Source organism: Bacillus sp. AK128, assembly GCF_053903075.1.
The window spans coordinates 1,529,611-1,553,645 of record NZ_CP096379.1 but is presented as its reverse complement, the minus strand read 5'-3'; the positions used below and the strand labels follow the sequence as shown (position 1 = coordinate 1,553,645).

Sequence of the window (24,035 nt, the reverse complement as noted above, 5' to 3'; positions counted from 1 at the left end):
CAAAACTCCTCTCTTAAACTGAAATAGGAGATATAATGGACTTTACAAAATCCTCAAATTCTTCTAATGCTGCTGCTTTTGTACTTGGATTTTGAATAGTAGTTTCTAGCTCTGATAGCTTTTTTAAGAGTGCACTACCGACAATCACTCCATCACAAACTGGTAATAGATTTGTCACCTGCTCAGCGTTTGATATTCCAAATCCTACTGCAACCGGAATATTTGAGTGCTTTTTAACAGATTCAAGGAATGGATAAACACTGTCGTGTAATTCTTTACGAACACCTGTAACACCTAGTGAGGATACACAATATAGAAACCCTTCAGCCTCTTTTGCTATCATCTCAATTCGTTTTTCCGACGTTGGTGCTACTAAGGAAATAAAGAACATTCCTTCCTCCTTACACTTGGTTCGAAGTCGACCACTCTCTTCAAAAGGTATGTCCGGAACTAATAATCCATCAATATCATTTTCCTTCGCTAAAGCGAAAAAGGATTCTTCGCCTAATTGTAGCACAGGATTATAGTAGGTAAAAAGAATAATCGGGATTTGTACACCTTTTTTTCTCATTACGCTAACAAGCTTCATTGCTTTTTTAATCGACATCCCATTTTTTAATGCTTTTGAAGCAGCTTCTTGAATAATTGGACCATCTGCAAGTGGATCTGAATAAGGAACTCCTAGCTCTAAAGCAGATGCACCAAGCTTTTGAAGCATAAGAGCTAGCTCTACCGTTGTATCTTCATCTGGAAAACCAGCGACAATAAAAGGTACAAATAAAAATTTCGTTGTTGGAATTGTTCTTTCAACTGATATCGTCATTATGCTTCACCTTCCATTCGTTCCATTAAAGTATGAACGTCTTTATCGCCACGTCCTGATAAGCAGACCAGAATTGTTTGAGATGGGTCCATTTCCTTTGCAAGTTTAATGGCACTTGATAAAGCATGTGCTGACTCAATAGCCGGAAGAATCCCTTCTGTTTTCGTTAACGTTTGTAAGGCTTCTAACGCTTCGTCATCTGTTACACTCACATAATCTACTCTCTTAACACTTGCTAAATAGGCATGCTCAGGACCGATTCCAGGGTAATCTAATCCGGCAGAAATAGAGTATGGTTCAATAATTTGTCCATTTTCATCCTGAAGTAGATAGGTTAATGATCCATGAATTACACCTGTCGTCCCTTTTGTAATCGTAGCAGCATGGTGTTCAGTATCTACTCCCATTCCTGCTGCTTCTACTCCAACAAGTTTAACCGGATCTTCTAAAAACGGATAAAACATTCCTGCTGCATTACTACCACCACCTACACAGGCAACAACCGTGTCTGGTAGCTTTCCTTCTTTTTCTAGGAACTGCTCTCTTGCTTCATCACCGATAATGCGTTGGAAATCACGTACCATTTTGGGATAAGGATGTGGTCCAACTACAGATCCAATCATATAAAAATGGTCATCACAATTAGCAACCCAGTATCTAATAGCTTCATTAGTTGCATCCTTCAATGTTCTATTACCACTCTTAACGGGAACGACTGTTGCTCCTAGAAGCTTCATACGGAAAACATTTAAGGATTGACGCTTTACATCCTCTTCACCCATAAAGACGATACAATCCATTCCAAATTTAGCAGATACAGTTGCTGCCGCTACCCCGTGCTGACCCGCTCCTGTTTCCGCAATGATCTTCTTCTTACCCATACGTTTAGCCAATAGAGCTTGGCCAATGGCGTTGTTAATCTTATGTGCACCTGTATGATTTAAATCCTCACGCTTTAAATAAATCTTTGCCCCACCCAGCTGCTCCGTTAAATGATCAGCAAACGTTAAAGCTGTTGGTCGGCCTGAATAATTCTTAAGTAAGGAAATATATTCTTGTTTAAATGATTCATCTTTACTGGCTTCTTGCAAAGCTTGCTCAATCTCTTCGAGTGGGTTCATTAGTGTTTCTGGAACAAATTTACCACCGAAGTCACCGAATCTTCCAAATTTATCTGGAAATGTTGTTAACATAATTATCAACCTCTTCTTCTATTCTCTTTATTAAATCCTTATTCTTCTGTTCATTCATCTCAATCCCAGAAGCAAGATCGATTCCAATAGGATTATATAGTAAGAGTTCTTTTATATTTTCTACCTTTACTCCACCTGCGATAAAGCAAGGGACACCTTGAGCAGCTGCTTCGTTTAGATAACCCGGGATTGCTTCCCATTCAAAGGATTGGCCCGTTCCTCCCCATGCCTTTGTGGATTTAGTGTCAACCACATAGCCATCTGAAATGGATTGAAAAGTTTTCATATATTCTAATGATTCTTCATCGTGATGAATCGCTTTCCAGACTGCTAGTCCTGTTGTGGCCTTCAACTCAATTATGAAGGACGGAGTTTCTTTACCGTGACATTGGACGATATCAAGAGGAACCTGATTCGTTACCTCCTGTATTTGTTCGATACTCGCATTTACAAAAATACCAGCAAGTTTTTTATCAGATGGTTTCGGTATTTGTTCCAACCACGCTTTAACGTGATCGGCAGTAACCATACGTTTACTAGGAGCAAAAATGACCCCTATTACGTCCGCCTTACTTTCGACCACCTTTGACCAGTCTTCAAAGCTTCGATTTCCACAATACTTTACTAAAGGTCTATTCAACTTTGCTCTACTCCAAACATTTTTTCAATCCCAATACCCGGGTGTTCTTCTCGCATGAACGCTTCCCCAACAAGAACCGCATGGGCTCCTGCAGCCTTCACAAATTGTAAATCCTGATACGTATGAATGCCACTTTCACTAATTACAAGACTTGTTGTTGGTAAGTAGGTTACAATTTCCTTCGTGTGTTCAATACTCGTTTTAAAAGTAGATAAATCTCTATTGTTAATCCCAATTATTTTGGGTGCAATTTCTTTTAATAATGCTTCAACAGTCTGAATGGAGTGGACTTCGACTAGACATTCAAGACCTAACTCCTCTGCTTCTAGATAAAATTCCTTTAGTTTTCTAGGCTCCAATACCTCACCAATTAGTAGAATCGCATCAGCCCCAATATATTTACTTTCCAGAAGCTGCTTACGGTCTACAATGAAATCCTTACGCAGTACAGGTACATCAACAACCTTCTTAATAGCTGATAAATATTTCTTATCTCCCTGAAAAAACTGCTCATCCGTTAGAACAGAAATCGCATCTGTCTTTGCTTGGACATATTGCTCCGCGATCGTAACGGGATGAAAATCTTCTCTAATAATACCTTTAGATGGAGAAGCTTTTTTAACTTCAGCTATTAAACCAATTTCTCTATTAGCGTTTCGGAGTGCATTGTATAAGGAATAGTGCTGTACCTCCTGCTGGATTGGAAGCTGGAACTGTTGCATTTCTTCATTTTTGACTTCAACGATTTTATTAAGCATAGTGTTGCGCCTCCTTACGACTAGCTAATGATTGTAAATGTTGTTTCACCTTTTTAGTATCAATCGCTTCTCTAGCTAAGTCAACTCCTTCTTGGAGAGAACCAACTCTGCCTGATACGTAAATGGCAGCACCTGCATTTAGTATAACTGTATTAATGGCACTGTCATTAGCTTGGTTATTAAAAACTTCTAGGATCAGCTTCGCACTGGCCTCAACCGAATCTGCTTGGATATCTTCAAGATTACCTGGTTGTAAGTTAAAATCAGTTGGATGAATCGTATAGCTAGTAATTACGCCATCTTTTAACTCGACTACATCCGTATGTGTTGTAACTGAGATTTCATCTAAACCATCTCTCCCGGTAACAAATAAAACATGCTTAGAACCAAGGGCCTTTAATGTTTCTGCCATTTTTAAAGCAAGCTTTGAATCATAAACACCAATTACTTGTCGTTTTGACTGTGCAGGGTTCGATAATGGTCCAAGGATGTTAAAGACGGTACGAAACCCAATTTCTTTTCTTGGACCTACTGCATGTTTCATTGCTTTGTGATAGTTAGGAGCAAATAAGAACGACATATTGTGATATTTAAGTGCCTGTTCTGCTTCTTCAGGAGTGGACTGGATTGAGATTCCTAGCACCTCTAACACATCTGCACTTCCACTCTTAGATGACACTGCTCGATTTCCATGCTTGGCAACCTTAATACCCAAAGAGCTTGCCACAATTGCTGAAGCCGTTGAGATATTAAAGCTAGACACTCCATCTCCACCCGTTCCACACGTGTCAATGACTTCTTCTTCAATATCTAAATTCAAAGTATTCATATGATTGCGCATCGCTTGAGCAAATCCTGTAATTTCTTCCACAGTTTCTCCTCTAAGTCGTAAAATCGAAAGCAGGCTGGCGATCTGGCTTGCTGTTGCTTCCCCGCTCATGATTTCATTCATTGCCTCTTCTGCCTCTGCTAAAGTAAGTGTTTTACCCTCTATACATTGATGTAAAAGCTCTCTTAACACTTTACTCTCTCCTCTCTACTAAACGTCTTCTCAGCTAATTGAATTGCTTTTATAACAGCACTGGCTTTATTAATTGTTTCTTTGTACTCTAACTCAGGGATTGAGTCTGCAACCACTCCAGCACCAGCCTGAACATAGGCTGTTTCATTTTTCACAATAGCCGTTCGTATGGTAATACAAGAATCAATATTCCCATCAAAACCAATATAGGCAACTGTACCAGCGTAGGCATTTCTTGCTACTGGTTCAAGCTCTTGAATAATTTGCATCGCTCTCACCTTTGGTGCACCGGAAACGGTTCCTGCCGGAAATGATGCTAAAAGTGCTTCTACGGGATCGACATCCTCACGAATCTCACCAGTAACCTTTGAAACAAGATGCATCACATGGGAGAAATAATGAAGCTCTTTTACCATTGGTACTTTAACACTTCCATATTTCGCTACTCTTCCAATATCGTTTCGAGCTAGGTCTAAGAGCATATAATGCTCAGCCTGTTCTTTTTCGTCTTTTAGAAGCTCTTCTCCTAGAGCTTGGTCCTCGGCTTCTGTTCTTCCTCTTCTTCTTGTTCCTGCGATCGGGTGGATTTCAAGATGACCATCCGACACCTGGATTAACTTCTCAGGTGAGCTTCCAACAATTTCACAGTCTTGAAGCTTAATATAAAATAAATAGGGTGATGGATTAACAAAACGCAAAACTCGATACAAATCAAAGCCTTTTGTTTTAACTGGGATTTCAAAACGCTGTGATAAGACCGTTTGAAACACATCCCCGGCTGAAATATACTCTTTGATTTTATTAACATGATTTACGAAGGTTTCTTTATCATAACTAGATTTGACATTTGAAAAATCCACATCAAAATCTTTCGGATTTAATAAAGGCTCATGATGGTACTGATGCTCAGAAAGCACTTTGAAATATTGTTGAATTAACTGCTCAGCTTGGCTATAGCTGGCCTTCTTCTCCTCTAAATCCTCATTACCATTTAATTGAGCATAATGGATAAACGTCATCTCTTTTTTAGAATGAGAATACACAATAATTGTTTCACAATATAATAGATGGTAATTTTTTAACTGTAAATCATCATGTGCATGCTTAGGAACCTTTTCAATGCTAGAAATCGCATCATAGCCAATATAGCCCACCGCTCCTCCTCTAAAAGGAATATCGCGATCAATTTCTTTTACCTTTACAAAATCCTTCACAAAGTGAATAGCTTGTTGTAATTCATTTGTTTTAAACAATATTTCCCTTTGTTTATTCAATACCTGAATCTCATCTTGCACCTCTTCGATGGTGATAAAAGGATTCAAGCCAATAAAAGAATAATTCGACCAAGGTGATGTTTCATCATTACTCTCAAGAAGATAAACAGCTTCTTCTTTAAATGCTTGAAAAATTTGAATGGGGGTTAACGTATCAACAAAATAAGATTGTAAAATTGGAATGGTACGGTAGTAGTTTGTATCTTCTAAAAATGCAGTTTCATTATAAGTGGACATTTCTTCACTCACTCCTCCAAACGATTAGTCGCTTCGGAGAATGAGAGAAGTCGAGGATGGTCATAACCAAGTTCGTTCTTCTACGATATTAAAATATAAAAACCCAAAGACAAATAAGCCTTTGGGTAGAATTTATCGCATTATTTCTCAGCTAACCTCAACTATCTCAACTCATTCTCATCTACCCTATTATTCTATAGGAATCTCTTTTTTAAGCTAATCTATACTCTTACTAAACTATCTTAAATACTATTACAATTCACTACCTTTTGTCAACCGTAGGTCTGGTCTTAAATGAATTGCATCTTCCTGATAAATATGCTTCACTTCATGTGGTGCCAAGGTTGTATTAACGGTCATCATGACTCTTATGCACAAGGCTAGTGAGCCAGGAACAGGTATTTCTCTTGCACACGTCACTGGGACAAAAGTAAAACCAACTAATCTTCTTACTGCTTTAGCTGGAAATACCGCATCAATATCATCTGTAACGGTTATGAGAATGGTTGCTATATCAGAGGGTTCCACATTGTTTTCCTCCACCATTTCCCTTAACAAAGCTTCTGTTTTATTTAAAATTTCCTCCGGCATGTTTTCTATAACTGTTGTTGCCCCACGGATTCCTCTTATCAAGGCTATCCCTCCCTACAGTATGGTTGAAGGACTTCAAGAAGAATTTGATCCTCAACTTCTTTTATGGTCAAACTGCCAATCTCACTCATTAAGCACATCCGAATCGTTCCCCTAAGTGCTTTTTTATCTTTTTTCATTTTCTCTAGTAATGAACTTGCGGATAAATTAGGTGGAAAAGCCGGGAACCCAAGTTGGTCAAACCAGTCCTGTAACTCTTTTATAGGCAATGATACACCTAAAATCCTTTCACTAACTTTCATGGCAAAAATCATTCCAATTGCGACCGCATCACCATGGCTAATCGTTCCATAGCCTAACTCAGACTCCAGGGCATGCGCAAGGGTATGACCAAAATTCAAATAGGCACGTATCCCGGTTTCCTTTTCATCTTGATTCACCACTGTTGCTTTAACTTGAATCCCCCGTTTTAGTGCTTCCTCAAGAATAGCTCCATTTAAATCAGCTAAAGTCGGGACGTTTTCACGTAACCATGGATAAAATTCCTTCTCCCATATAAGAGAATGCTTAATAAGCTCCGCAAATCCTGCTCTCCACTGGCTTTCAGGAAGTGATTTCAGGAAAGAAAGATCATAAATGACTGCTTCAGGCTGATAAAATGCACCAATTGAGTTTTTCCCAAGATGATGGTTAATTGCAACCTTTCCACCAACTGCACTATCATGAGCTAATAAAGTGGTCGGGACTTGTATAAACCTTACTCCCCTCATAAAAGTAGCCGCTACAAATCCTGCTAAATCCCCTACTACTCCGCCACCTAGGGCTATGATTAAGGAATTTCGATCAAGACCCTTTTCCATCGCCATGGTTTGACATTCATAAAATAGATCAACAGACTTAGATTTTTCTCCACTAGGAACAATCTTTGAAAATACAGATGTGTACTGAGCTAGTGATTTTTCAACATCGGTTAAATATAAAGGCGCTACGGCACTGTCAGTAATAATTAATATTGTAGAAGGTGTATCCTTTAATACAGAATCAAGGATTACTTTTTGTTGAAACAGATCTGTTCCTATTAATAAAGGATATTCCCTTGAGTTCGTTTGTATTAATAGTTCCTTCATTAAAATTTCCTCGCCCACTCTTTAGCCTGTTGAACATTTTGCTTCACCAAATCCAATCGGTCTTGACCAAATTGGTTGATAATAGCCGTAGCTAGTTCCCATGCTACGACAGATTCTGCTACAACACTTGCAGCTGGAACAGCACAACTGTCAGAGCGCTCAATACTCGCCTCAAATGGTTCCTTTGTATCAATATCCACACTTTTTAATGGCTTATATAAAGTTGGAATAGGCTTCATAACTCCGCGTACAACAATTGGCATCCCAGTCGTCATTCCACCTTCAAAACCACCTAAGTTATTAGTACGACGAGTATACCCGTTCTCTTCATCCCATAGAATTTCGTCGTGAACTAAGCTACCTGGTACCTCAGCAGCTTTAAAACCAATTCCAAATTCAACACCCTTAAATGCATTTATACTAATGACAGCAGCAGCGATCTTAGCATCTAATTTTCGATCATAGTGGACATAGCTCCCCATACCTGCTGGGACACCCTCAACGATTACCTCAACAATTCCACCAATTGAATCCCCATTTTGCTTTGCTTGATCAATAGCTTCCATCATTTTTGGCCCTGCTTCTGAGTCAAAGCATCTAACAGGAGAATCTTCTGTAACAGACTGAAGCTGTTCTATGCTATCGTACTCTGCAGGCTTAGCCTTAACTCCACCAATTTCTAGGACATGTCCGCCTACTTGGATACCTAATTCACTAAGAACCTTCTTAGCTACTGCCCCAGCTGCTACTCGAACTGTTGTCTCACGGGCAGATGATCTCTCTAATACGTTTCTCATATCACGGTGACCATATTTGATCGCGCCATTTAAATCAGCATGACCTGGTCTTGGCCTAGAAACCTTCCTCTTAACTTCCGCTTCATCTAAGTCGGTCGGTTCAATTCCCATAATGTTTGTCCAATGCTTCCAATCATTATTTTCAACCACTAATGTAATGGGAGAGCCAAGTGTAACACCATGACGAACTCCACTTACAATTTTCACTTGATCCTTTTCTATTTGCATGCGACGGCCTCTGCCATAACCCTTTTGCCTTCTCGCTAATTCTTCATTAATATCTTCAACCGTTAAAGGAACACCCGCTGGTACTCCTTCAATTATGGTGGTAAGTTGTGGTCCATGTGATTCTCCAGCTGTTAAATACCTCATCATCTTGAACATCCTCCTTTATCGCTTTAAAGCTTTTATGTGTTGATAAATAGTTAAGTACAAATATATCATACTTTGAAAGTATACGAGAAGTATAATTTATCATTTTTTTGTATACATCATTAAAAAATTAGGATTCGATAAAATAAAAAGGCCCTATTAAAGTTTGTTGTTGATTTCCGTTCCAGGACACTCGCTTTCCGCACTTGCACAGGATGTGCTGGCTTCTGCGTTGCTCACAGGACGTGAGCGACCCTAGCAGAAGTTCCTTTTAAACTCCTCGGCGTTACCGCCTGTGGGGTCTCCTTCACCACGCTTCTCCCGCAGGAGTCTCGCGTCCTTCCACTTCAATCAACTCTGCTAAATATCAACACTGTACTTTAACACGGCTGATTAAAAAATAATCCTCTCGATACTATATTTTACCATTCCCGTTAGCTGATTTGATAGTTGGAAGTTTTAAAGTACGACTATCATTCTTTTTAAATTGCCTTCTTATGTATAACAGCATTCATAAAAAATAGACCCTCTCTTGAGGGCCTAGACTTTACGATAGAAAAAGGTATCTTCCGATTCAAATTGGTAGGTTTGCGGATTAAAGATTTGCTCGGTACTCCCTACAAATAAGATACCGCCTGGTCTTAAAGCACGGCTAAATTTGTGATAAAGGATATCTTTAGCTTCGTCTGTAAAGTAGATCATGACATTCCTACATACGATTAAATCAAAGTTTTGGTCAAAGGAATCAGAAAGTAGATTTTGTTTTTTGAAGGTAACAGTCTTCTTGACAGCGTCGTCCACCTTATAAAACATGCCATCTTTCGAAAAATATTTACTCTTCATGTCAGCTGGAACTTCTAAAAGAGATCTCTCTGGATATATCCCCGTCTTTGCACGAGCAATAGCATTCTCATCTAAGTCAGTTGCCAAAATTGAAATGCTGCTTAGTGGCATGAAGTTAGATAATACCATTGCTAGTGAATAGGGTTCCTCTCCAGTGGAACACGCAGCACTCCAAACTTTTAACCGCTTATTTTCTTGAAGTAATCTAGGAACAATTTTATCTTGTAGGATCTTCCATCTCATTCCGTTTCGATAAAATTCAGAAACATTAATCGTCATTCGATCCAAAAACTCATCATAAAGCTTTTGTTCAGTAGTCATTGCTTTATAGAATTCAGTGAAGTTCTTGAACCCCTTTTTTTCATATAAAGAGGTAAGTCTTCTTTTCATTTGAGCTTCTTTATATAATGCTAAGTTAATTCCGGTTTTCTTTTTTACATTTTCTATAAAATCAATATAGTCCTGTGACATTTTATTACCTCATTTATAAGAGAGATCTACTACTATTAGTATGACTAAATAGTTAGTATTTAATTTGATTATACAGGACGGAAATAAGATAGTTAATCTTTTTATTTTTACAAAATGATGGAAGTACAGAAAGAAAAAAACCAGTCGTGATGAATGACTGGTTTGAACACTATTATTATTTTAGCTATGTTTAATTTGTTGTTGATTTTCGTTACAGGACACTCGCTTTCCGCGGGGCGTGCGGTGAGCCTCCTCGGCGTGCGCCTGCGGGGTCTCACCTGTCACGCTTCTCCCGCAGGAGTCTCGCGTCCTTCCACTACAATCAACTCTGCTAAAAAGTTAACATCTTAACTTTAACAGATCCATTATTTTAATAACTTTCCCTTAAACAAAAGGGTAAATTTCTAGCTATAAATTAGTTAGTCCACTGATTGATCAGTTTAGTATATTCAACTAACTCTTCTTGTTTGAAGAATAGATTGATTTCGCGTTCTGCGCTTTCAGGAGAGTCTGAACCGTGAATAATGTTCTTTCCAACTGTTACTGCATAGTCACCACGAATAGAGCCAGTTGCAGAATCTTTAGGATTTGTTGCACCCATCATATGTCTAGCTGTTGCAATTACATTTTCGCCTTCCCAAACCATTGCAAAAACAGGACCTGATGTGATGAAGTCCACTAATTCACCGAAGAATGGGCGTTCTTTATGTTCACCATAGTGAGTTTCTGCTAATTCAGTAGGAATGCTCATTAGCTTAGCTCCAACAAGTTGGAATCCCTTCTTCTCAAAGCGTGCTACGATTTCACCAATTAGATTACGTTGAACACCATCAGGCTTTACCATTAAAAACGTTTTTTCCATTTTAATTCACTCCTGTTACATTATGTATAAGCTTATATTCAAGCCCAAAGAAAATAGTAACACTCTTTTCGGTGTTACGCAATATAGCTAAAACTTTCGCTTACCAATATATTTCGCAATATTAATGAGTGCTAGTTTTGAGGTATTGTTCGGAAGGTCTTCAATGACCTTTAGTGCTCTTTGTAAGTACCAATCACTATAATGAATAGAACGTTCAATTGCCCCGCTTTGTTTAATAGCAGATATAATTGTTTTAAGCTCGGTATCTTCTATATGCTCATGAACGGACTCTATCTGTTTGCGTAACTTTTCATCCTTCATAGCATAGAGTACCGGGAGAGTTATGTTCCCTTGTTTTAAATCCCCACCGGCTGGTTTTCCAAGTTGCTTTTCTGTCGCGGTAAAATCCAGAATATCATCTGTTATTTGGAAGGACATCCCTACATAATATCCAAAAAGGAAAAGCTTCTGATGAACCTCTCGAGGTACGTTTGAAGCAACGGCACCAAGCTGGCAGCTTACGGCAATTAACAAAGCTGTTTTTCGTTTAATTCTACGTAAGTATGTTTTTAAATGTTGATTAAAATTGTACTTATCGCGAATCTGCTCAATTTCCCCTAAACTTACTTCAACAATTGTATGAGAAAGAATTTTATGGGCTTCAGCATTTTCTATATTTGTCATGAGCTCTAAAGATCTCGCAAAAATATAATCCCCTGTATACATAGCGATTCGGTTATCCCATTTTGATTTGATCGTAGGCTGACCTCTTCTTAATTCGGCATCATCTATTACATCATCATGCACAAGTGAAGCCATATGAATGAGCTCAAGAGCTACTGCCACATTTTTGATAGTGGAAAGATCATAATCACCAAACTTCCCGGCAAGCAACACAAAAACAGGACGAAGTCTCTTTCCTCCTGCTTGAAGTGTGTGTAATGAGGCCTCTTGAAGCAATGGATGCTCAGACTTAATCGTTTCTTGAAGCTCTCTTTCTATTTCCTTTAGGTCCGTATTCAAAAACGAATACATTTTATTTAACTTCATATGATTCACCTAAGTTTTTCTACAAATTTACTTATTGTTATTATGCTTTCTTATAACCAATATGAGTAGCAGCAACACCGAAAGTGTGAGCCTTTACTTCTACTCTTGAGAAACCAGCATTTTTAAACATCTTTGCTAGCTCACTCATTCCTGGGAAGTCTTTAGCTGATTCCTGCAACCATGAATACTCCTCAAAGCTCTTTGCGAACACCTTACCAAATAATGGCATGATATATTGGAAATATAAATAATAAACTTGTTTAAAAACAGGAAGCTCTGGTTGAGAGGTTTCTAAGCAGACTGCCTGTCCACCTGGCTTGAGTACGCGGTGCATTTCTTTTAGGACCTGCATATAGTCAGGAACATTTCGAAGGCCAAATCCGATTGTTACAAAATCAAACGATTCATCTGGGAAAGGAAGTTCCATTGCATTCCCATGAATAAGTTCGATCTGATCCAACTTTAGCTCTTTCACCTTTTGTTCACCAACACTAAGCATGTTTTTACTAAAATCAAGGCCATAAACCTTTCCAGTCTGTCCTACTTCATTTGCCAATGCAATTGTCCAATCAGCTGTACCACAGCAAAGATCAAGAGCATGGTCGCCTTTTTGAACATTCATTAATTGCATCGTTTTTTTACGCCATGCCACATGACGTTGAAAACTTATAATGGAATTCATCAGGTCATATTTATCAGATATCTTTTCAAATGTACGGTGAACTCTCTGTTCTTTAGATTCTTGCATATTTCACCCTTCTTCCACTATTTGATGCACTTGACGGTCAAAGCTTCTAATTAGTTCCCGTAAGCTTTTTATGATGGATGATTCAATAGTCGTTTTAGTTAGTATGGATTGAATTCGTTCTTGTGTATTCATGATCATTAGATCAATATTAGCTGTTATTTTATTTTCAGCCGTTTTGCTAGAAGAATTTTCTTTTATTAAGTGATGAGAAAGTAAGGAAGAATTTCTATCAATATATTGGAATTTCTCTTTATATAGTCGTTTAAGTAACAGGATTTCACCGATTAACGAGCTCCAGCCTGTTAACTTTAGGGTTTGTGCAACATTAACGAAAAGCTCACTTTCAATAATTCGCAAGCTATCAATCATGGTCTCTAGATAAGAGGATTCCTGCCGGTACACTCTGATTTTATGTTCATTAATCCGCTTAATACTAGTCGCTATAGTTTTAATCATCTGTATATCTTCAATTTGTGCGAGTATGCTGTAGTATAGTCCACTAAAATAGTCACCTGCTAAAACCTTTAACTGTTGTTGCTTCTGTTCAAGGTCACCAAGATCATCCTTAGTCGATACTTCTTCATGTACATCTAAAGCCACTTGGACTAGCATGGTAGTGATGATATAAGCTTCTATTGTTTTATCCTTTTCATAATCTATGTGATCACACATAGCTACTAAAAGGAGCAGCTTATCTTCGTCTACCTTAGGGGTATCAATAAACTTTTTTAAATATGAATGGTGAATAAATTGGTTAATCTTTTCAAGCATATATGTTTTTTTTCTATTGATGTCACTCACATTTATCACCCTTGTCCCCAGTCAAGTCCTAGTATTCCACGTTGAAGTATCACTATATTCGAATTTATTCGCCAATAGCTATACAATTAGGCATCATCCATTATAGCATAGACAGTCTAAAAGTTCTTAATAATTGCTTTTAAAACAATAAAATGAAATTATCCATAGATTGGAAGCTAAAGTAAAAAAGCAGAAAAACTTGGCTAGTGCCAAGTTTTAAACAAAGTTTTTCTTTGCATAACAGCTCTATCAATCATATTTTTATTCTACTTCGGTATCTACTTGGCCATGTGCAGTAATAATGGTGGCCTTCCCTCTAATTTTCACAGCAGAGGTATGCTCAGTAAACTGCGCAATCATTACTTCGCCTTTATCTAATTTCTCGGAATGGTGAAATCTAGTGTCAGAACCTCTTGTTAACCCGATTACATTTACACCATTTTCCTTTGCCTTAATGACGAAGAAGTCGTTATTTGTTTGCTCTTTCATCCAATAGCTCCCCTTCAACACGAACTTATTTCCTTAACTATCCCTTAATCCGTAAAAAGTGTCAATAATAGAATTATGATTTAATTAATGAAAGTACTTCTGCTCTTGCTGACACATCATTTTCAAAAACTCCTCTAACTGCAGAAGTAACTGTGGATGCACCTGGCTTTTTAACACCACGCATTGTCATACACATATGTTCTGCCTCAATCACCACCATCACACCAAGTGGCTCAAGCGATTCTACCATAGAGTCTGCTACAGTTGATGTAATTCGTTCTTGAAGTTGAGGTCTTTTAGCAACCGCTTCAACTGCTCTAGCTAGTTTACTTAAGCCAGTTACTCTTCCCCCTCTTGGAATATAGGCTATATGTGCCTTACCATAGAATGGAACAAGATGGTGTTCACACATAGAAAAGAAAGGAATGTCTTTAACGAGGACAAGTTCTTCATGATCTTCTCCAAAGATTGTTTTAAAATGTTCTTTTGGATCCTCATTTAATCCTGAAAAAACTTCTGCGTACATTTTAGCTACACGTTTAGGTGTATCCAATAACCCTTCACGATTAGGATCTTCTCCAATAGCTTCTAAAATTAACTTTATAGCATGTTCAATTTGTTCATAATTGATTGTATTAGACATAAGTGGTTCCTCCGATAATGTTTATAAAATATTTACTTTTCACACTGTTAATTGATTAGAAGTGATCAACTACAGATTATATATATTAATTTAGATTCCAGAAAAGAAAAAAGAAAGACAATGCATACGAAGCAGACTAACACTTAAATTATTTATCAACTTATTCAAGGTCATTTACTTAACTTAGCCCTAAAAAAGATTAAGAATCAGATTCTTTCACTAAAAGAATTCTAGCATATGCAACTTGTTTAAGCAAAAAAGAAGAGCCGCACAAATGTGCGACTCTCTCACCTTAGTATGTAAGGATTATTTTACTGCATCTTTAAGTGCTTTTCCTGGTTTGAATGCAGGAACCTTGCTTGCAGCGATTTCGATTTCTTCACCAGTTTGTGGGTTACGACCCTTACGAGCTGCACGCTCACGTACTTCGAAGTTACCAAAACCAATTAATTGAACCTTATCACCATTTTTAAGTGCTTCTAAAATTGAATCAAAAACAGCATCAACTGCTTTTGTTGCATCCTTCTTAGATAGTTCACTAGCTTCTGCTACTGCGTTAATTAAGTCTGTCTTGTTCATGCCATTCACCTCCTCCCAAATGGATATTCGGTGCATATAGTCTCTATAGAGATATACGTCACATTCATTCTGTTTTTTTACAAATGCGATTAAACACATTAGTTAATTGTTGTGAAATAACAGCCTACTATCATTACTTCACATTTTTTAAAGTTTCTATACTTCTAAAAGCAAAGCAATTCGCCTGCAAGCCTTATATTAAACGATATTTTGACATAATTCAATACATTTCAATAGAAATATTTCATATTTAGGCATATTTCTCCATTTCGTTACACTCTCTATTAAGTTTATCACAAAAGGCGCTAACCTCCTGTTCAGTCTAAGGTATAGCCAATTCCTGTTCAAGAAAAAAAGTAACTTTTTCTTTTATTTCGTCAAGTTTATTTACTTCGAGCTAGGATGAATGAGAAGATTTCGGCTAAGACTTTTACCATTTGATTAAAGTTACATAAACAAATAGGCAAAACACTTCTCTACTATTAAAACTCTTATCTATGTATTAGGTTTACCTCACTGTTATTTTTAAAATAACAAGAGCCAAAGAATATGGCCCCATCTTAAAAAAGGTACATTTGACTTAGTACCTATACACAACAAGGTATTGGAAAAGAGCAAAAAAAAGACCCCTATACGGAGTCGAGGCTTATAGGATAATAGCGATTAAACCACCAGATCCTTCATTAATGATTCTCTCTAATGTCTCTTTTAGTTTATATCTTGCATTCTCTGGCATTAGTGAAAGCTTCGCCTGAATACCTTCACGGACAATGGAGCTAAGTGATCTACCAAAAATATCAGAATTCCAAATTGAAAGTGGGTCATCTTCAAAATCCTGCATTAAGTAACGAACTAGCTCTTCACTTTGCTTCTCAGTTCCGATAATTGGTGCAAACTCAGACTCAACATCTACTTTAATCATATGGATTGATGGTGCAACAGCTTTAAGTCTTACACCAAATCTCGAGCCTTGACGAATGATTTCAGGCTCATCAAGTGCCATGTCTGATAAAGCAGGTGCAGCAATACCATAACCAGTTTGCTTTACCATTTTAAGCGCATCAGCAACTTGATCATATTCTGCCTTTGCATATGAAAAGTCCTGCATCAGCTGAAGTAAGTGGTCTTTTCCTCTAATCTCTACGCCCACTACTTCTTTTAAAATTTGATCGTAAAGTGTATCAGGAGCATATAGATCAATCTCTGCTACACCTTGCCCCATCTCAATACCAGCTAACCCGGCATTTTCGATAAAGTCATATTCACTGAAGAGTCCAACGACTCGGTCCACATCACGTAGACGTTTAATATCCTTTACTGTATCTTTTACAGCATCCTGATAGCTTTCGCGTAACCAGTGGTTATCACGAAGTACCATGACCCAGCTAGGAAGGTTTACATTTACCTCTAATACTGGGAATTCATACAATGCTTCACGAAGTACGTTATACACATCAGTTTCTCTCATGCTTTCTACGCTCATCGCTAAAACTGGAATATCATATTGCTCTGATAGCTTTTGACGAAGCTGTTCTGTTTCAGGATGATGTGGACGTACCGTATTGATCACCATAATAAATGGCTTTCCTACTTCTTTTAACTCGTTAATAACACGTTCTTCGGATTCTAAATAATCATGACGTGGAATTTCACCGATGGATCCGTCCGTTGTAATGACTACTCCGATTGTAGAATGCTCTTGAATAACTTTTCGTGTCCCGATTTCTGCTGCCTCATGGAATGGGATCGGCTCCTCATACCACGGTGTATTAATCATCCTTGGACCATTTTCATCTTCATAACCCTTTGCGCCTGGAACTGTGTATCCCACACAGTCTACTAGACGAACATTGACATCTAGTCCATCCGAAACATGAAGCGATACCGCTTGATTCGGAACAAACTTTGGTTCAGTGGTCATGATTGTCTTTCCAGCTGCACTTTGAGGTAATTCATCTTGTGCGCGTGCTTTGTCAGCTTCATTTGCAATATTCGGTAAAACTACTAATTCCATAAACTTTTTAATAAAAGTAGATTTCCCTGTTCGAACTGCACCTACAACTCCTAAATATATATCGCCACCAGTGCGCTCAGCGATATCCTTAAAAATATCTACCTTTTCCAAGTGATCCCCTCCCGATCTTCAAAACTTCTTGGGATAATATCTATCCAAAAATGACTAATAATCTAGGACAATATATCTTATGATGTTGTCCTATTTAATTATGACTATTGTTGTAGAAATTTTTTTGAATTCTACTAGATTGTTTTGCTATGTTAAAAGCCAAATGTTGATTAGGCTTACTTTTCTTAACAAAGCATACGTTTGTGAAAGGGTTTTTTGTGGCTCTACAAAATAAAGAAATAATTTCTATTTCGGTAATGATTACTCGTTTCATACAAAAACCCTTCTGTAGAGTTTATTCTAAACAGAAGGGTTCATGACAATTTTATTAAATTTTTTTATTTCTTTAGGAAAACATGATTTTTAGCTTATGATTTTATCCAAGACTACACTACTATTTTTGTGGCTCTAAAAATATTGGTTCATTATTTTCAACTGTATAGGGTACAGAAAAAGCCGGAACAAAGACGGAGTCCTCTAAAAGGATCGGTCGAATGTCTTCACCAGGTTCAACAACAGTATCTGTCTCTTGCAGAGCTCTGTATAAGTCTAACGAATAGTCTATATATATTTCACCTTGATTATCGATAATGAACGGCAATGTTTCTCCCGAATAAGGACTTACAACAAACGGAGGATCTTCATAGCCTAGTTTTTGATAATCAACTGTAAAAATATGATTGGCTAACACTTTTTCAAACGGTGGATAGCCGTTGTTAGAGCGCTTGTAAACGAGAATTCTAGTTTTTAAGTCCCGAATTTCATCAGCTAATCTTACATCAATTAATTTCACTGTTGGATTTTCTTCTACATCGATTAATACATACTGATAAATCCCACCGCTTTCATATGCAGTTGACGGTGGCTCTGACATATAACGTGGTACAATTTTCCCAAAATCAATCGGGTATTTCTGATAAATCGGTGTACCCATTTCCCGATCTTTAATTGGTAATAAACCACCACTATCTTCTTTAAATTGATCTACAGCTCTTTGTACAGATTCAAGCTGTTCAGCATATGGAACGGTATTTTGAGCCAACCGATCATCAGGATATAAACAGCCTGACAAAATAAACGAGCATAAAATCAGGATAAACATATATTTTTTCATCTTATTCCGCCTTATCTAAGCCTATTTATTCACTAACTGGTCCTGTAAACACAACAAAAAATATGACGATTCCTGCTATAATCATCATTGCATAAGCAATAACAGCGGTTGTCCATCTAAAAAAAGCATTTTTAAGTTTATATCTACTAAGCATAATTGTCATGACTGAAAGAAACATTAAACCCATTGCCCCTAGTGCAAACCACATTTTTATAAGTCCCGTTGACATCCTCTCACTCCTTCTTAAATCGTCAAATATTATAACATAAAACTACATAATTAGAGAAAGCTTATTTTATCGAGTGGCTGGATTCGCATGCTTTAGTCCTGCACCGACTGCCTAACCGGCATCTTGCAGGGCGTTAAGACTAGCCAACGTTGATTAAACTTATGAACGACCGTACTTGGGGCAATCCTGCTCAGAAGGGCGTTCATTCACCTTATGAACGACCGTACCTGGGGCAATCCTGCTTTGAAGGGCGTTCATTCACCCTATGAACGACCCAACCTGGCGTAATCCTGCTCAAAAGGGCGTTCATTCCTCTTATGAACGACCGTACCTGGCGCAATCCTACTTAGAAGGGCGTTCATTCACCCTATAAACGACCGAACATGAAGCAATCCTCCCCAAAAGGGCGTTCATTTTTTATTAACACAGTTATATTAACATTCTTTACATAAAGACTCTATTGAAAGTAGGATCAAAACCTATGTATTTCAAGAGTTTAGTAAAGTTAATTGTAACTAGTTAGGCGAAAATACACAAAAAAGCTGAAGTAAAGGGGGCATCCTCACTTCAGCTTGTCGACTAGATATACCATACAACAAAGCAGCTCAACTCAAAGTTTGCTTCGTATTATTCTATGCGATTCCAAGTATATTTGCATCCTCTTGTAGCCTATTTCTGCTAAATTATTTCTTAAACATTTTACCGATTGTATTTATATCCATCGGCATATTATTACTAATAATTGCCTCTACAATCTGATCTTCTTTTTCCTTAGCAACAGGTTTACCGGCTAGGGCAGAAACTTGTTTAATCAATTGACGCACCGTTTGCTCATCCTGGAAATTTGCACTCTTTACAGAGTCAGCTAGATTAAATATATCTTCTTTTTTTATGTTTGTTTTCTTTTCAATATTATCAAATAGGCTCATAACATAAATCCTCCTCTACATAGACTCACCATATCCTATGCAGAGCTCACAGAACTGTGATAAAAAAGTAGGCTTGATTTTATGTTTGCCTTAGTTAGAAGGTTTTCCTAGAATGGAAGCAAGATCTTCCATTTCATGTGTTTTCCCTCTGGCCATTAGTGAATCAACGGCTTCCTTCGGTGTCTTGTCATTAAACAACACATCATATAAAGCATTTGTGATAGGCATACTGACATTCATTTTTCGGGCAAGCTGGTAAGCTGCTTTAGTCGTTCTAACACCTTCAACAACCATACCCATGTTTTCTAATACTTCATCTAAGCTTTGCCCTTTACCTAGTAGGTTACCTGCACGCCAGTTTCGACTATGTACACTAGTACAAGTTACAATTAAATCACCAATCCCAGTAAGACCAGCGAAAGTTAATGGATTGGCACCCATTGCTACACCAAGTCTGGCAATCTCAGCTAACCCTCTAGTAATTAAGGCAGCTTTTGCATTATCTCCATAGCCCAGTCCGTCTGTAATACCTGCAGCAAGGGCGATAATATTCTTTAATGCGCCACCGATCTCAACACCTACCACATCTGGATTTGTATAGACACGGAGATGCTGGTTAATAAACATATCTTGGACTTTTTCAGCAGACACCATATTCTCACAAGCAACTGTTACAGTTGTCGGCTGTCTTCTACTCACTTCTTCAGCATGACTTGGTCCAGAGAGGACGACTACATCCACTAGTAAATCAGCTGGCATTTCCTCTGTTATGACCTCAGACACCCTTTTAAAGGTATCTGGTTCAATACCTTTACTAACATGAACAATTGTAATTGGTTTTTTAAGAATCTCACGTATTTGTGCCATTACCTCGCGGATCGCCTTTGTCGGCACGGCAAGAATAATTGTTTCAATCCCATCTAAAGATTGATTTAGTGACGTATATCCTTTTACATTGTCTGGTAACACAATACCAGGTAGGTATTTTTCATTCGTACGTTTATGATTAATCTCATCAATTTGTGCTGCTTTATGGGCCCATAACCTGACTTGATATCCGTTATCTGCTAGCACAATGGCCAATGCTGTTCCCCAGCTTCCAGCACCTACAACGGTAACATCCCCCACGTTCATCCTCCCTTTCATACTTTATTTTCTAGCTCTTGCAAAAATCTTTATCGGCGTACCCGTAAATCCGAATGCTGCCCGAATTTGATTATCTAAAAAGCGCTCATATGAAAAGTGCATTAACTCCGGTTCATTTACAAATACTGCAAAGCTTGGCGGCTTCACAGCTACCTGGGTTGCATAATAGATCTTTAAGCGTTTGCCATTATCAGTTGGTGTTGGATTCATCGCTACTGCGTCCATAATGATGTCATTCAGGACATTGGTTTGAACGCGTAAGTTATGGTTCTCAGCGGCCATGTTAATCATTGGTAGTAAGGTATGGATTCGACGCTTTGTTTTTGCCGATAAGAAAACCAATGGAGCATAATCGAGAAACTGGAAATGGGCTCTAATTTTCTTTTCATATTCCTGCATGGTCTTTTCATCTTTTTCAACAGCATCCCATTTATTAACCACGATTACAACAGCTCGTCCAGCCTGATGAGCATACCCCGCAATTTTCTTATCCTGCTCAATAATTCCTTCTTCTCCGTCAATAACGACTAGAACAACGTCCGAGCGTTCAATCGCTCTTAACGCACGTAAAACACTATATTTTTCTGTGCTTTCATACACTTTTCCTTTTTTTCTCATTCCCGCTGTGTCGATAATCACATAATCCTGACCATCCTTTGTATACGGCGTGTCAATAGCGTCTCTTGTAGTCCCAGCGATATCACTTACAATTACTCGTTCTTCTCCGAGAAGTGCATTTACAAGTGAAGACTTCCCTACATTCGGTCGGCCGATTAAAGAAAAAAGAATGGTGCTTTCATCATAATCTTCCTCTTCTCGAATTGGAAAATGGGCAGCTGCTGCATCTAGTAAATCTCCAATTCCCAACCCATGAGATCCTGATACCGGGACCGGTTCCCCAAATCCTAACGCGTAGAAATCATAAATATCCGTTCTCATTTCAGGGTTATCAATTTTATTGACTGCCAATACGATGGGCTTGTCAGAACGATAAAGTATTTTTGCAACCTCTTCGTCTGCAGAGGTCACTCCTTCTCTACCATTAACCATGAAAATAATTACATCTGCCTCATCAATGGCTACTTCTGCCTGTTGACGAATCTCAGCTAGAAACGGGGCATCTCCGATTTCAATTCCACCTGTATCAATAATATTAAAATCATGATTAAGCCATTCTGCTGAACTATAAATACGATCTCTTGTAATTCCAGGTATATCTTCTACAATAGATATTCTTTCACCAACAATTCTATTAAAAATAGTTGATTTTCCTACGTTTGGTCTCCCAACTATCGCAATAACTGGTTTTGGCATTTATTTACTTCCTTTCTATTCCATACACATTGGTATTAACCACTTCAATGATTATCATGTAAGCTAGGAAATCCCTTCCATATTTTACAGAAGGGACAATACCTGCTAATCTTTTTAATCCTACCAAAAATGTGCAAAGAGAACAATGTTTTCCTTAATGCTTCACAATGATATATACCTCTTCGCTTAATTTATGAGCGATCCCATCTGTGATTGCTTCAATATTTTTTGCGAATTCATCCATCTCTGCAACCGTGTCACAAGTAAAAATAGCGGTTCCACCTGCTGCCTTATTTTTGTTTGTTGTTACAATCGCTAAAATAAACTTTTCAAGATTCATTTAATTTTTTTCCCCTTTTGATTTGCTTTTGCTTCTGTTGGCATACGAATCGCGTTTTCTAGGGTCGGAACCATACCAATAACCTCGATGGCTTTCTCATGATCCCTAACCTGTGGTAAAACAAAAACCCCTATTCTACCATCATCTAAGTCACGTTTCGCTAATGGAACAAGTGCAGGGGTACCAGAGTCACGATAAACACCCATAGCCGTAGATACATCGTGTAAAATAGCCTGTCGTTGACCTAAATTAGCGATTGTTGATCTCGCATTAAAGTTTTTTGGTTTCAATATAAATCCCATTCCGTATTTCAAGACTTCCTTTTGCCTTTCTGGAATCCCGATATTCATAATGTAAATATTATCTACATATAATCCAGCACCCTCAAATCTTGGTTCCACGAATTCGATATCAACGATATCCTTCAGTTTTCCTCCACTCATTAGCTTTTTAGAAAGGAATAAACCAATCAAACCAGCTAATAAACCTGCCCATATATTCCATACAATGTAAGCAAAAGTAGATATGAAGGAAGTGAATATAACTAAGTAATTTCTACCTTCAAAAGCGACTGCAATTCCTTCTATATATGTATTTCCTCTCGACACAAGTTCAAAGCCATCCAATTGTGCTAATGTATTTCTTTCCATATTGCGGACTTCCCTAAATTGTGAAGCGGCTAGGGTAAGAAAGGTAATGGCTGTGAAATCCTCCTCCATAATAGAGGGTACCGCGACTGTACCAAGACCAGCAGCAATAAATCCAAGTGCAATATGTATAATTTTCCCATGTAAATAGGTTGGGTATTGGCGGTAATCTGTTTTCAACATATATAACCTGGTAAGTGTACCAACCATTACACCAAATAGAATGGGATAAGTGTATTCACTCATAAAATCCCTGCCTTTCTCTTGTTTGTTTTTCTTAAAGTTTGGTTTAATGCAGCGGATAGTAATTCAAATCCATTCCAGATTGAAATGAATGTTGCACCTATAGCAAAAATATCAAAAAAAGAAAGACCTCCAAACGTAATCGGAAACCGGTGGTAATCCATTATAAATCCATATAATAACTCACCATGCGATAAGCCAAATAAATATAGAATATAACGCTCCTTCTTTTCCTTTATCAAAAGGAGTGTTAAATACGTTAAAATAATGGCCACCATAAAGGATGGGTGAAAGAACACCCAAACTGGATCATAAATACTAAACAAATGAAAGCTTACATATGAAAAGGCAAGAATCACTGTATAAATGAATAGATATGCTAATTTCTTGTAGGAGAAATTAGCTATAGAACAATAGTTCACCACAAGTATGACAAGAAAACCTAAGGATACTTCTGTATGTAAAATGGGAATGTTATGATGTGCCGTTATCAAAATCAGCAGTAATATTGACGTTAACGTGGTTCTGAGCCGATCCTTTTTAAAAAAGAACGTCAGGATAATCCAACCTATCCATGCGAACCAATAAAACCAGATGCCTTCCAAATCCATCCCTCCTATCTTTTCCAT

Annotated in this window: 26 protein-coding genes; all 26 read right to left on the bottom strand. The window is 37.8% G+C overall.

Features of this window, described 5'->3' with window-relative positions; all coding sequences use genetic code 11:
• Nucleotides 1–13: 13 nt before the first annotated feature.
• The 26 genes from trpA to M1D60_RS07440 all read right to left on the bottom strand — a co-directional run bounded on the left by trpA (nt 14) and on the right by M1D60_RS07440 (nt 24,011).
• The gene (gene trpA, locus M1D60_RS07565; protein ID WP_456278551.1) at nt 14–823 is read right to left on the bottom strand and encodes a tryptophan synthase subunit alpha; all 810 of its coding nucleotides are present in this window, start codon (nt 821–823) and stop codon (nt 14–16) included.
• A complete protein-coding gene (gene trpB, locus M1D60_RS07560; RefSeq protein ID WP_456278550.1) occupies nt 823–2,016 on the bottom strand; it encodes a tryptophan synthase subunit beta in 1,194 nt (397 codons plus the stop codon). Before trpB ends, trpA begins: the two co-directional genes overlap by 1 nt.
• Nucleotides 1,994–2,656 carry a phosphoribosylanthranilate isomerase gene (locus M1D60_RS07555; RefSeq protein ID WP_456278549.1) on the bottom strand — a complete coding sequence of 221 codons (663 nt, stop codon included), beginning with the start codon at nt 2,654–2,656 and terminating at the stop codon, nt 1,994–1,996. Before M1D60_RS07555 ends, trpB begins: the two co-directional genes overlap by 23 nt.
• Nucleotides 2,653–3,414, bottom strand: a complete 762-nt coding sequence (trpC, locus tag M1D60_RS07550; protein WP_456278548.1) for an indole-3-glycerol phosphate synthase TrpC — start codon at nt 3,412–3,414, stop codon at nt 2,653–2,655. The genes M1D60_RS07555 and trpC overlap by 4 nt, the downstream gene beginning before the upstream one ends.
• A complete protein-coding gene (gene trpD / locus M1D60_RS07545; RefSeq protein ID WP_456278547.1) occupies nt 3,407–4,435 on the bottom strand; it encodes an anthranilate phosphoribosyltransferase in 1,029 nt (342 codons plus the stop codon). Before trpD ends, trpC begins: the two co-directional genes overlap by 8 nt.
• A complete protein-coding gene (gene trpE, locus M1D60_RS07540; RefSeq protein ID WP_456278546.1) occupies nt 4,429–5,946 on the bottom strand; it encodes an anthranilate synthase component I in 1,518 nt (505 codons plus the stop codon). The genes trpD and trpE overlap by 7 nt, the downstream gene beginning before the upstream one ends.
• Nucleotides 5,947–6,198: 252 nt before the next feature.
• Nucleotides 6,199–6,579 (bottom strand): chorismate mutase, encoded by a 381-nt coding sequence (gene aroH / locus M1D60_RS07535; protein WP_456278545.1) that lies wholly within the window; start codon nt 6,577–6,579, stop codon nt 6,199–6,201.
• Between the two features lie 2 nt (nt 6,580–6,581).
• Nucleotides 6,582–7,664 (bottom strand): 3-dehydroquinate synthase, encoded by a 1,083-nt coding sequence (gene aroB, locus M1D60_RS07530; protein ID WP_456278544.1) that lies wholly within the window; start codon nt 7,662–7,664, stop codon nt 6,582–6,584.
• On the bottom strand, nt 7,664–8,833 hold the full coding sequence (gene aroC, locus M1D60_RS07525; RefSeq protein ID WP_456279384.1) for a chorismate synthase: 1,170 nt from the start codon (nt 8,831–8,833) through the stop codon (nt 7,664–7,666). Before aroC ends, aroB begins: the two co-directional genes overlap by 1 nt.
• Before the next feature lie 540 nt (nt 8,834–9,373).
• A complete protein-coding gene (locus M1D60_RS07520) occupies nt 9,374–10,147 on the bottom strand; it encodes a CheR family methyltransferase (RefSeq protein ID WP_456278543.1) in 774 nt (257 codons plus the stop codon).
• Nucleotides 10,148–10,562: 415 nt separating this feature from the next.
• Nucleotides 10,563–11,009 carry a nucleoside-diphosphate kinase gene (gene ndk, locus M1D60_RS07515; RefSeq protein WP_456278542.1) on the bottom strand — a complete coding sequence of 149 codons (447 nt, stop codon included), beginning with the start codon at nt 11,007–11,009 and terminating at the stop codon, nt 10,563–10,565.
• An 87-nt stretch (nt 11,010–11,096) separates the two neighbouring features.
• Nucleotides 11,097–12,059: a heptaprenyl diphosphate synthase component II gene (hepT, locus tag M1D60_RS07510; protein ID WP_456278541.1), complete on the bottom strand. Its 963-nt coding sequence runs from the start codon at nt 12,057–12,059 to the stop codon at nt 11,097–11,099.
• Nucleotides 12,060–12,099: 40 nt separating this feature from the next.
• Nucleotides 12,100–12,807 (bottom strand): demethylmenaquinone methyltransferase, encoded by a 708-nt coding sequence (locus tag M1D60_RS07505; protein WP_456278540.1) that lies wholly within the window; start codon nt 12,805–12,807, stop codon nt 12,100–12,102.
• Between the two features lie 3 nt (nt 12,808–12,810).
• Nucleotides 12,811–13,608 carry a heptaprenyl diphosphate synthase component 1 gene (locus M1D60_RS07500; RefSeq protein WP_456278539.1) on the bottom strand — a complete coding sequence of 266 codons (798 nt, stop codon included), beginning with the start codon at nt 13,606–13,608 and terminating at the stop codon, nt 12,811–12,813.
• A gap of 261 nt (nt 13,609–13,869) precedes the next feature.
• Nucleotides 13,870–14,097: a trp RNA-binding attenuation protein MtrB gene (gene mtrB / locus M1D60_RS07495; protein ID WP_456278538.1), complete on the bottom strand. Its 228-nt coding sequence runs from the start codon at nt 14,095–14,097 to the stop codon at nt 13,870–13,872.
• 73 nt (nt 14,098–14,170) lie between these two features.
• Nucleotides 14,171–14,740 carry a GTP cyclohydrolase I FolE gene (gene folE, locus M1D60_RS07490; RefSeq protein WP_456278537.1) on the bottom strand — a complete coding sequence of 190 codons (570 nt, stop codon included), beginning with the start codon at nt 14,738–14,740 and terminating at the stop codon, nt 14,171–14,173.
• Nucleotides 14,741–15,046: 306 nt separating this feature from the next.
• Nucleotides 15,047–15,319: an HU family DNA-binding protein gene (locus tag M1D60_RS07485; RefSeq protein WP_246942210.1), complete on the bottom strand. Its 273-nt coding sequence runs from the start codon at nt 15,317–15,319 to the stop codon at nt 15,047–15,049.
• A gap of 646 nt (nt 15,320–15,965) precedes the next feature.
• On the bottom strand, nt 15,966–17,444 hold the full coding sequence (spoIVA, locus tag M1D60_RS07480) for a stage IV sporulation protein A (protein ID WP_456278536.1): 1,479 nt from the start codon (nt 17,442–17,444) through the stop codon (nt 15,966–15,968).
• Between the two features lie 394 nt (nt 17,445–17,838).
• The gene (locus M1D60_RS07475) at nt 17,839–18,558 is read right to left on the bottom strand and encodes a hypothetical protein (protein ID WP_456278535.1); all 720 of its coding nucleotides are present in this window, start codon (nt 18,556–18,558) and stop codon (nt 17,839–17,841) included.
• Between the two features lie 25 nt (nt 18,559–18,583).
• Entirely contained in the window at nt 18,584–18,787 is a 204-nt protein-coding gene (locus tag M1D60_RS07470) for a DUF2768 domain-containing protein (RefSeq protein WP_456278534.1), read from the bottom strand.
• 683 nt (nt 18,788–19,470) lie between these two features.
• A complete protein-coding gene (locus M1D60_RS07465; protein ID WP_456278533.1) occupies nt 19,471–19,716 on the bottom strand; it encodes a stage VI sporulation protein F in 246 nt (81 codons plus the stop codon).
• 90 nt (nt 19,717–19,806) lie between these two features.
• A complete protein-coding gene (locus M1D60_RS07460; protein WP_456278532.1) occupies nt 19,807–20,850 on the bottom strand; it encodes an NAD(P)H-dependent glycerol-3-phosphate dehydrogenase in 1,044 nt (347 codons plus the stop codon).
• 15 nt (nt 20,851–20,865) lie between these two features.
• On the bottom strand, nt 20,866–22,176 hold the full coding sequence (gene der / locus M1D60_RS07455; protein ID WP_456278531.1) for a ribosome biogenesis GTPase Der: 1,311 nt from the start codon (nt 22,174–22,176) through the stop codon (nt 20,866–20,868).
• Between the two features lie 154 nt (nt 22,177–22,330).
• Nucleotides 22,331–22,516, bottom strand: coding sequence for a capping complex subunit for YIEGIA (locus M1D60_RS07450; protein ID WP_456278530.1), 186 nt, complete (start codon nt 22,514–22,516; stop codon nt 22,331–22,333).
• The gene (locus tag M1D60_RS07445; protein WP_456278529.1) at nt 22,513–23,409 is read right to left on the bottom strand and encodes a YIEGIA family protein; all 897 of its coding nucleotides are present in this window, start codon (nt 23,407–23,409) and stop codon (nt 22,513–22,515) included. Before M1D60_RS07445 ends, M1D60_RS07450 begins: the two co-directional genes overlap by 4 nt.
• A complete protein-coding gene (locus M1D60_RS07440) occupies nt 23,406–24,011 on the bottom strand; it encodes a YphA family membrane protein (protein WP_456278528.1) in 606 nt (201 codons plus the stop codon). Before M1D60_RS07440 ends, M1D60_RS07445 begins: the two co-directional genes overlap by 4 nt.
• Nucleotides 24,012–24,035 lie beyond the last annotated feature (24 nt).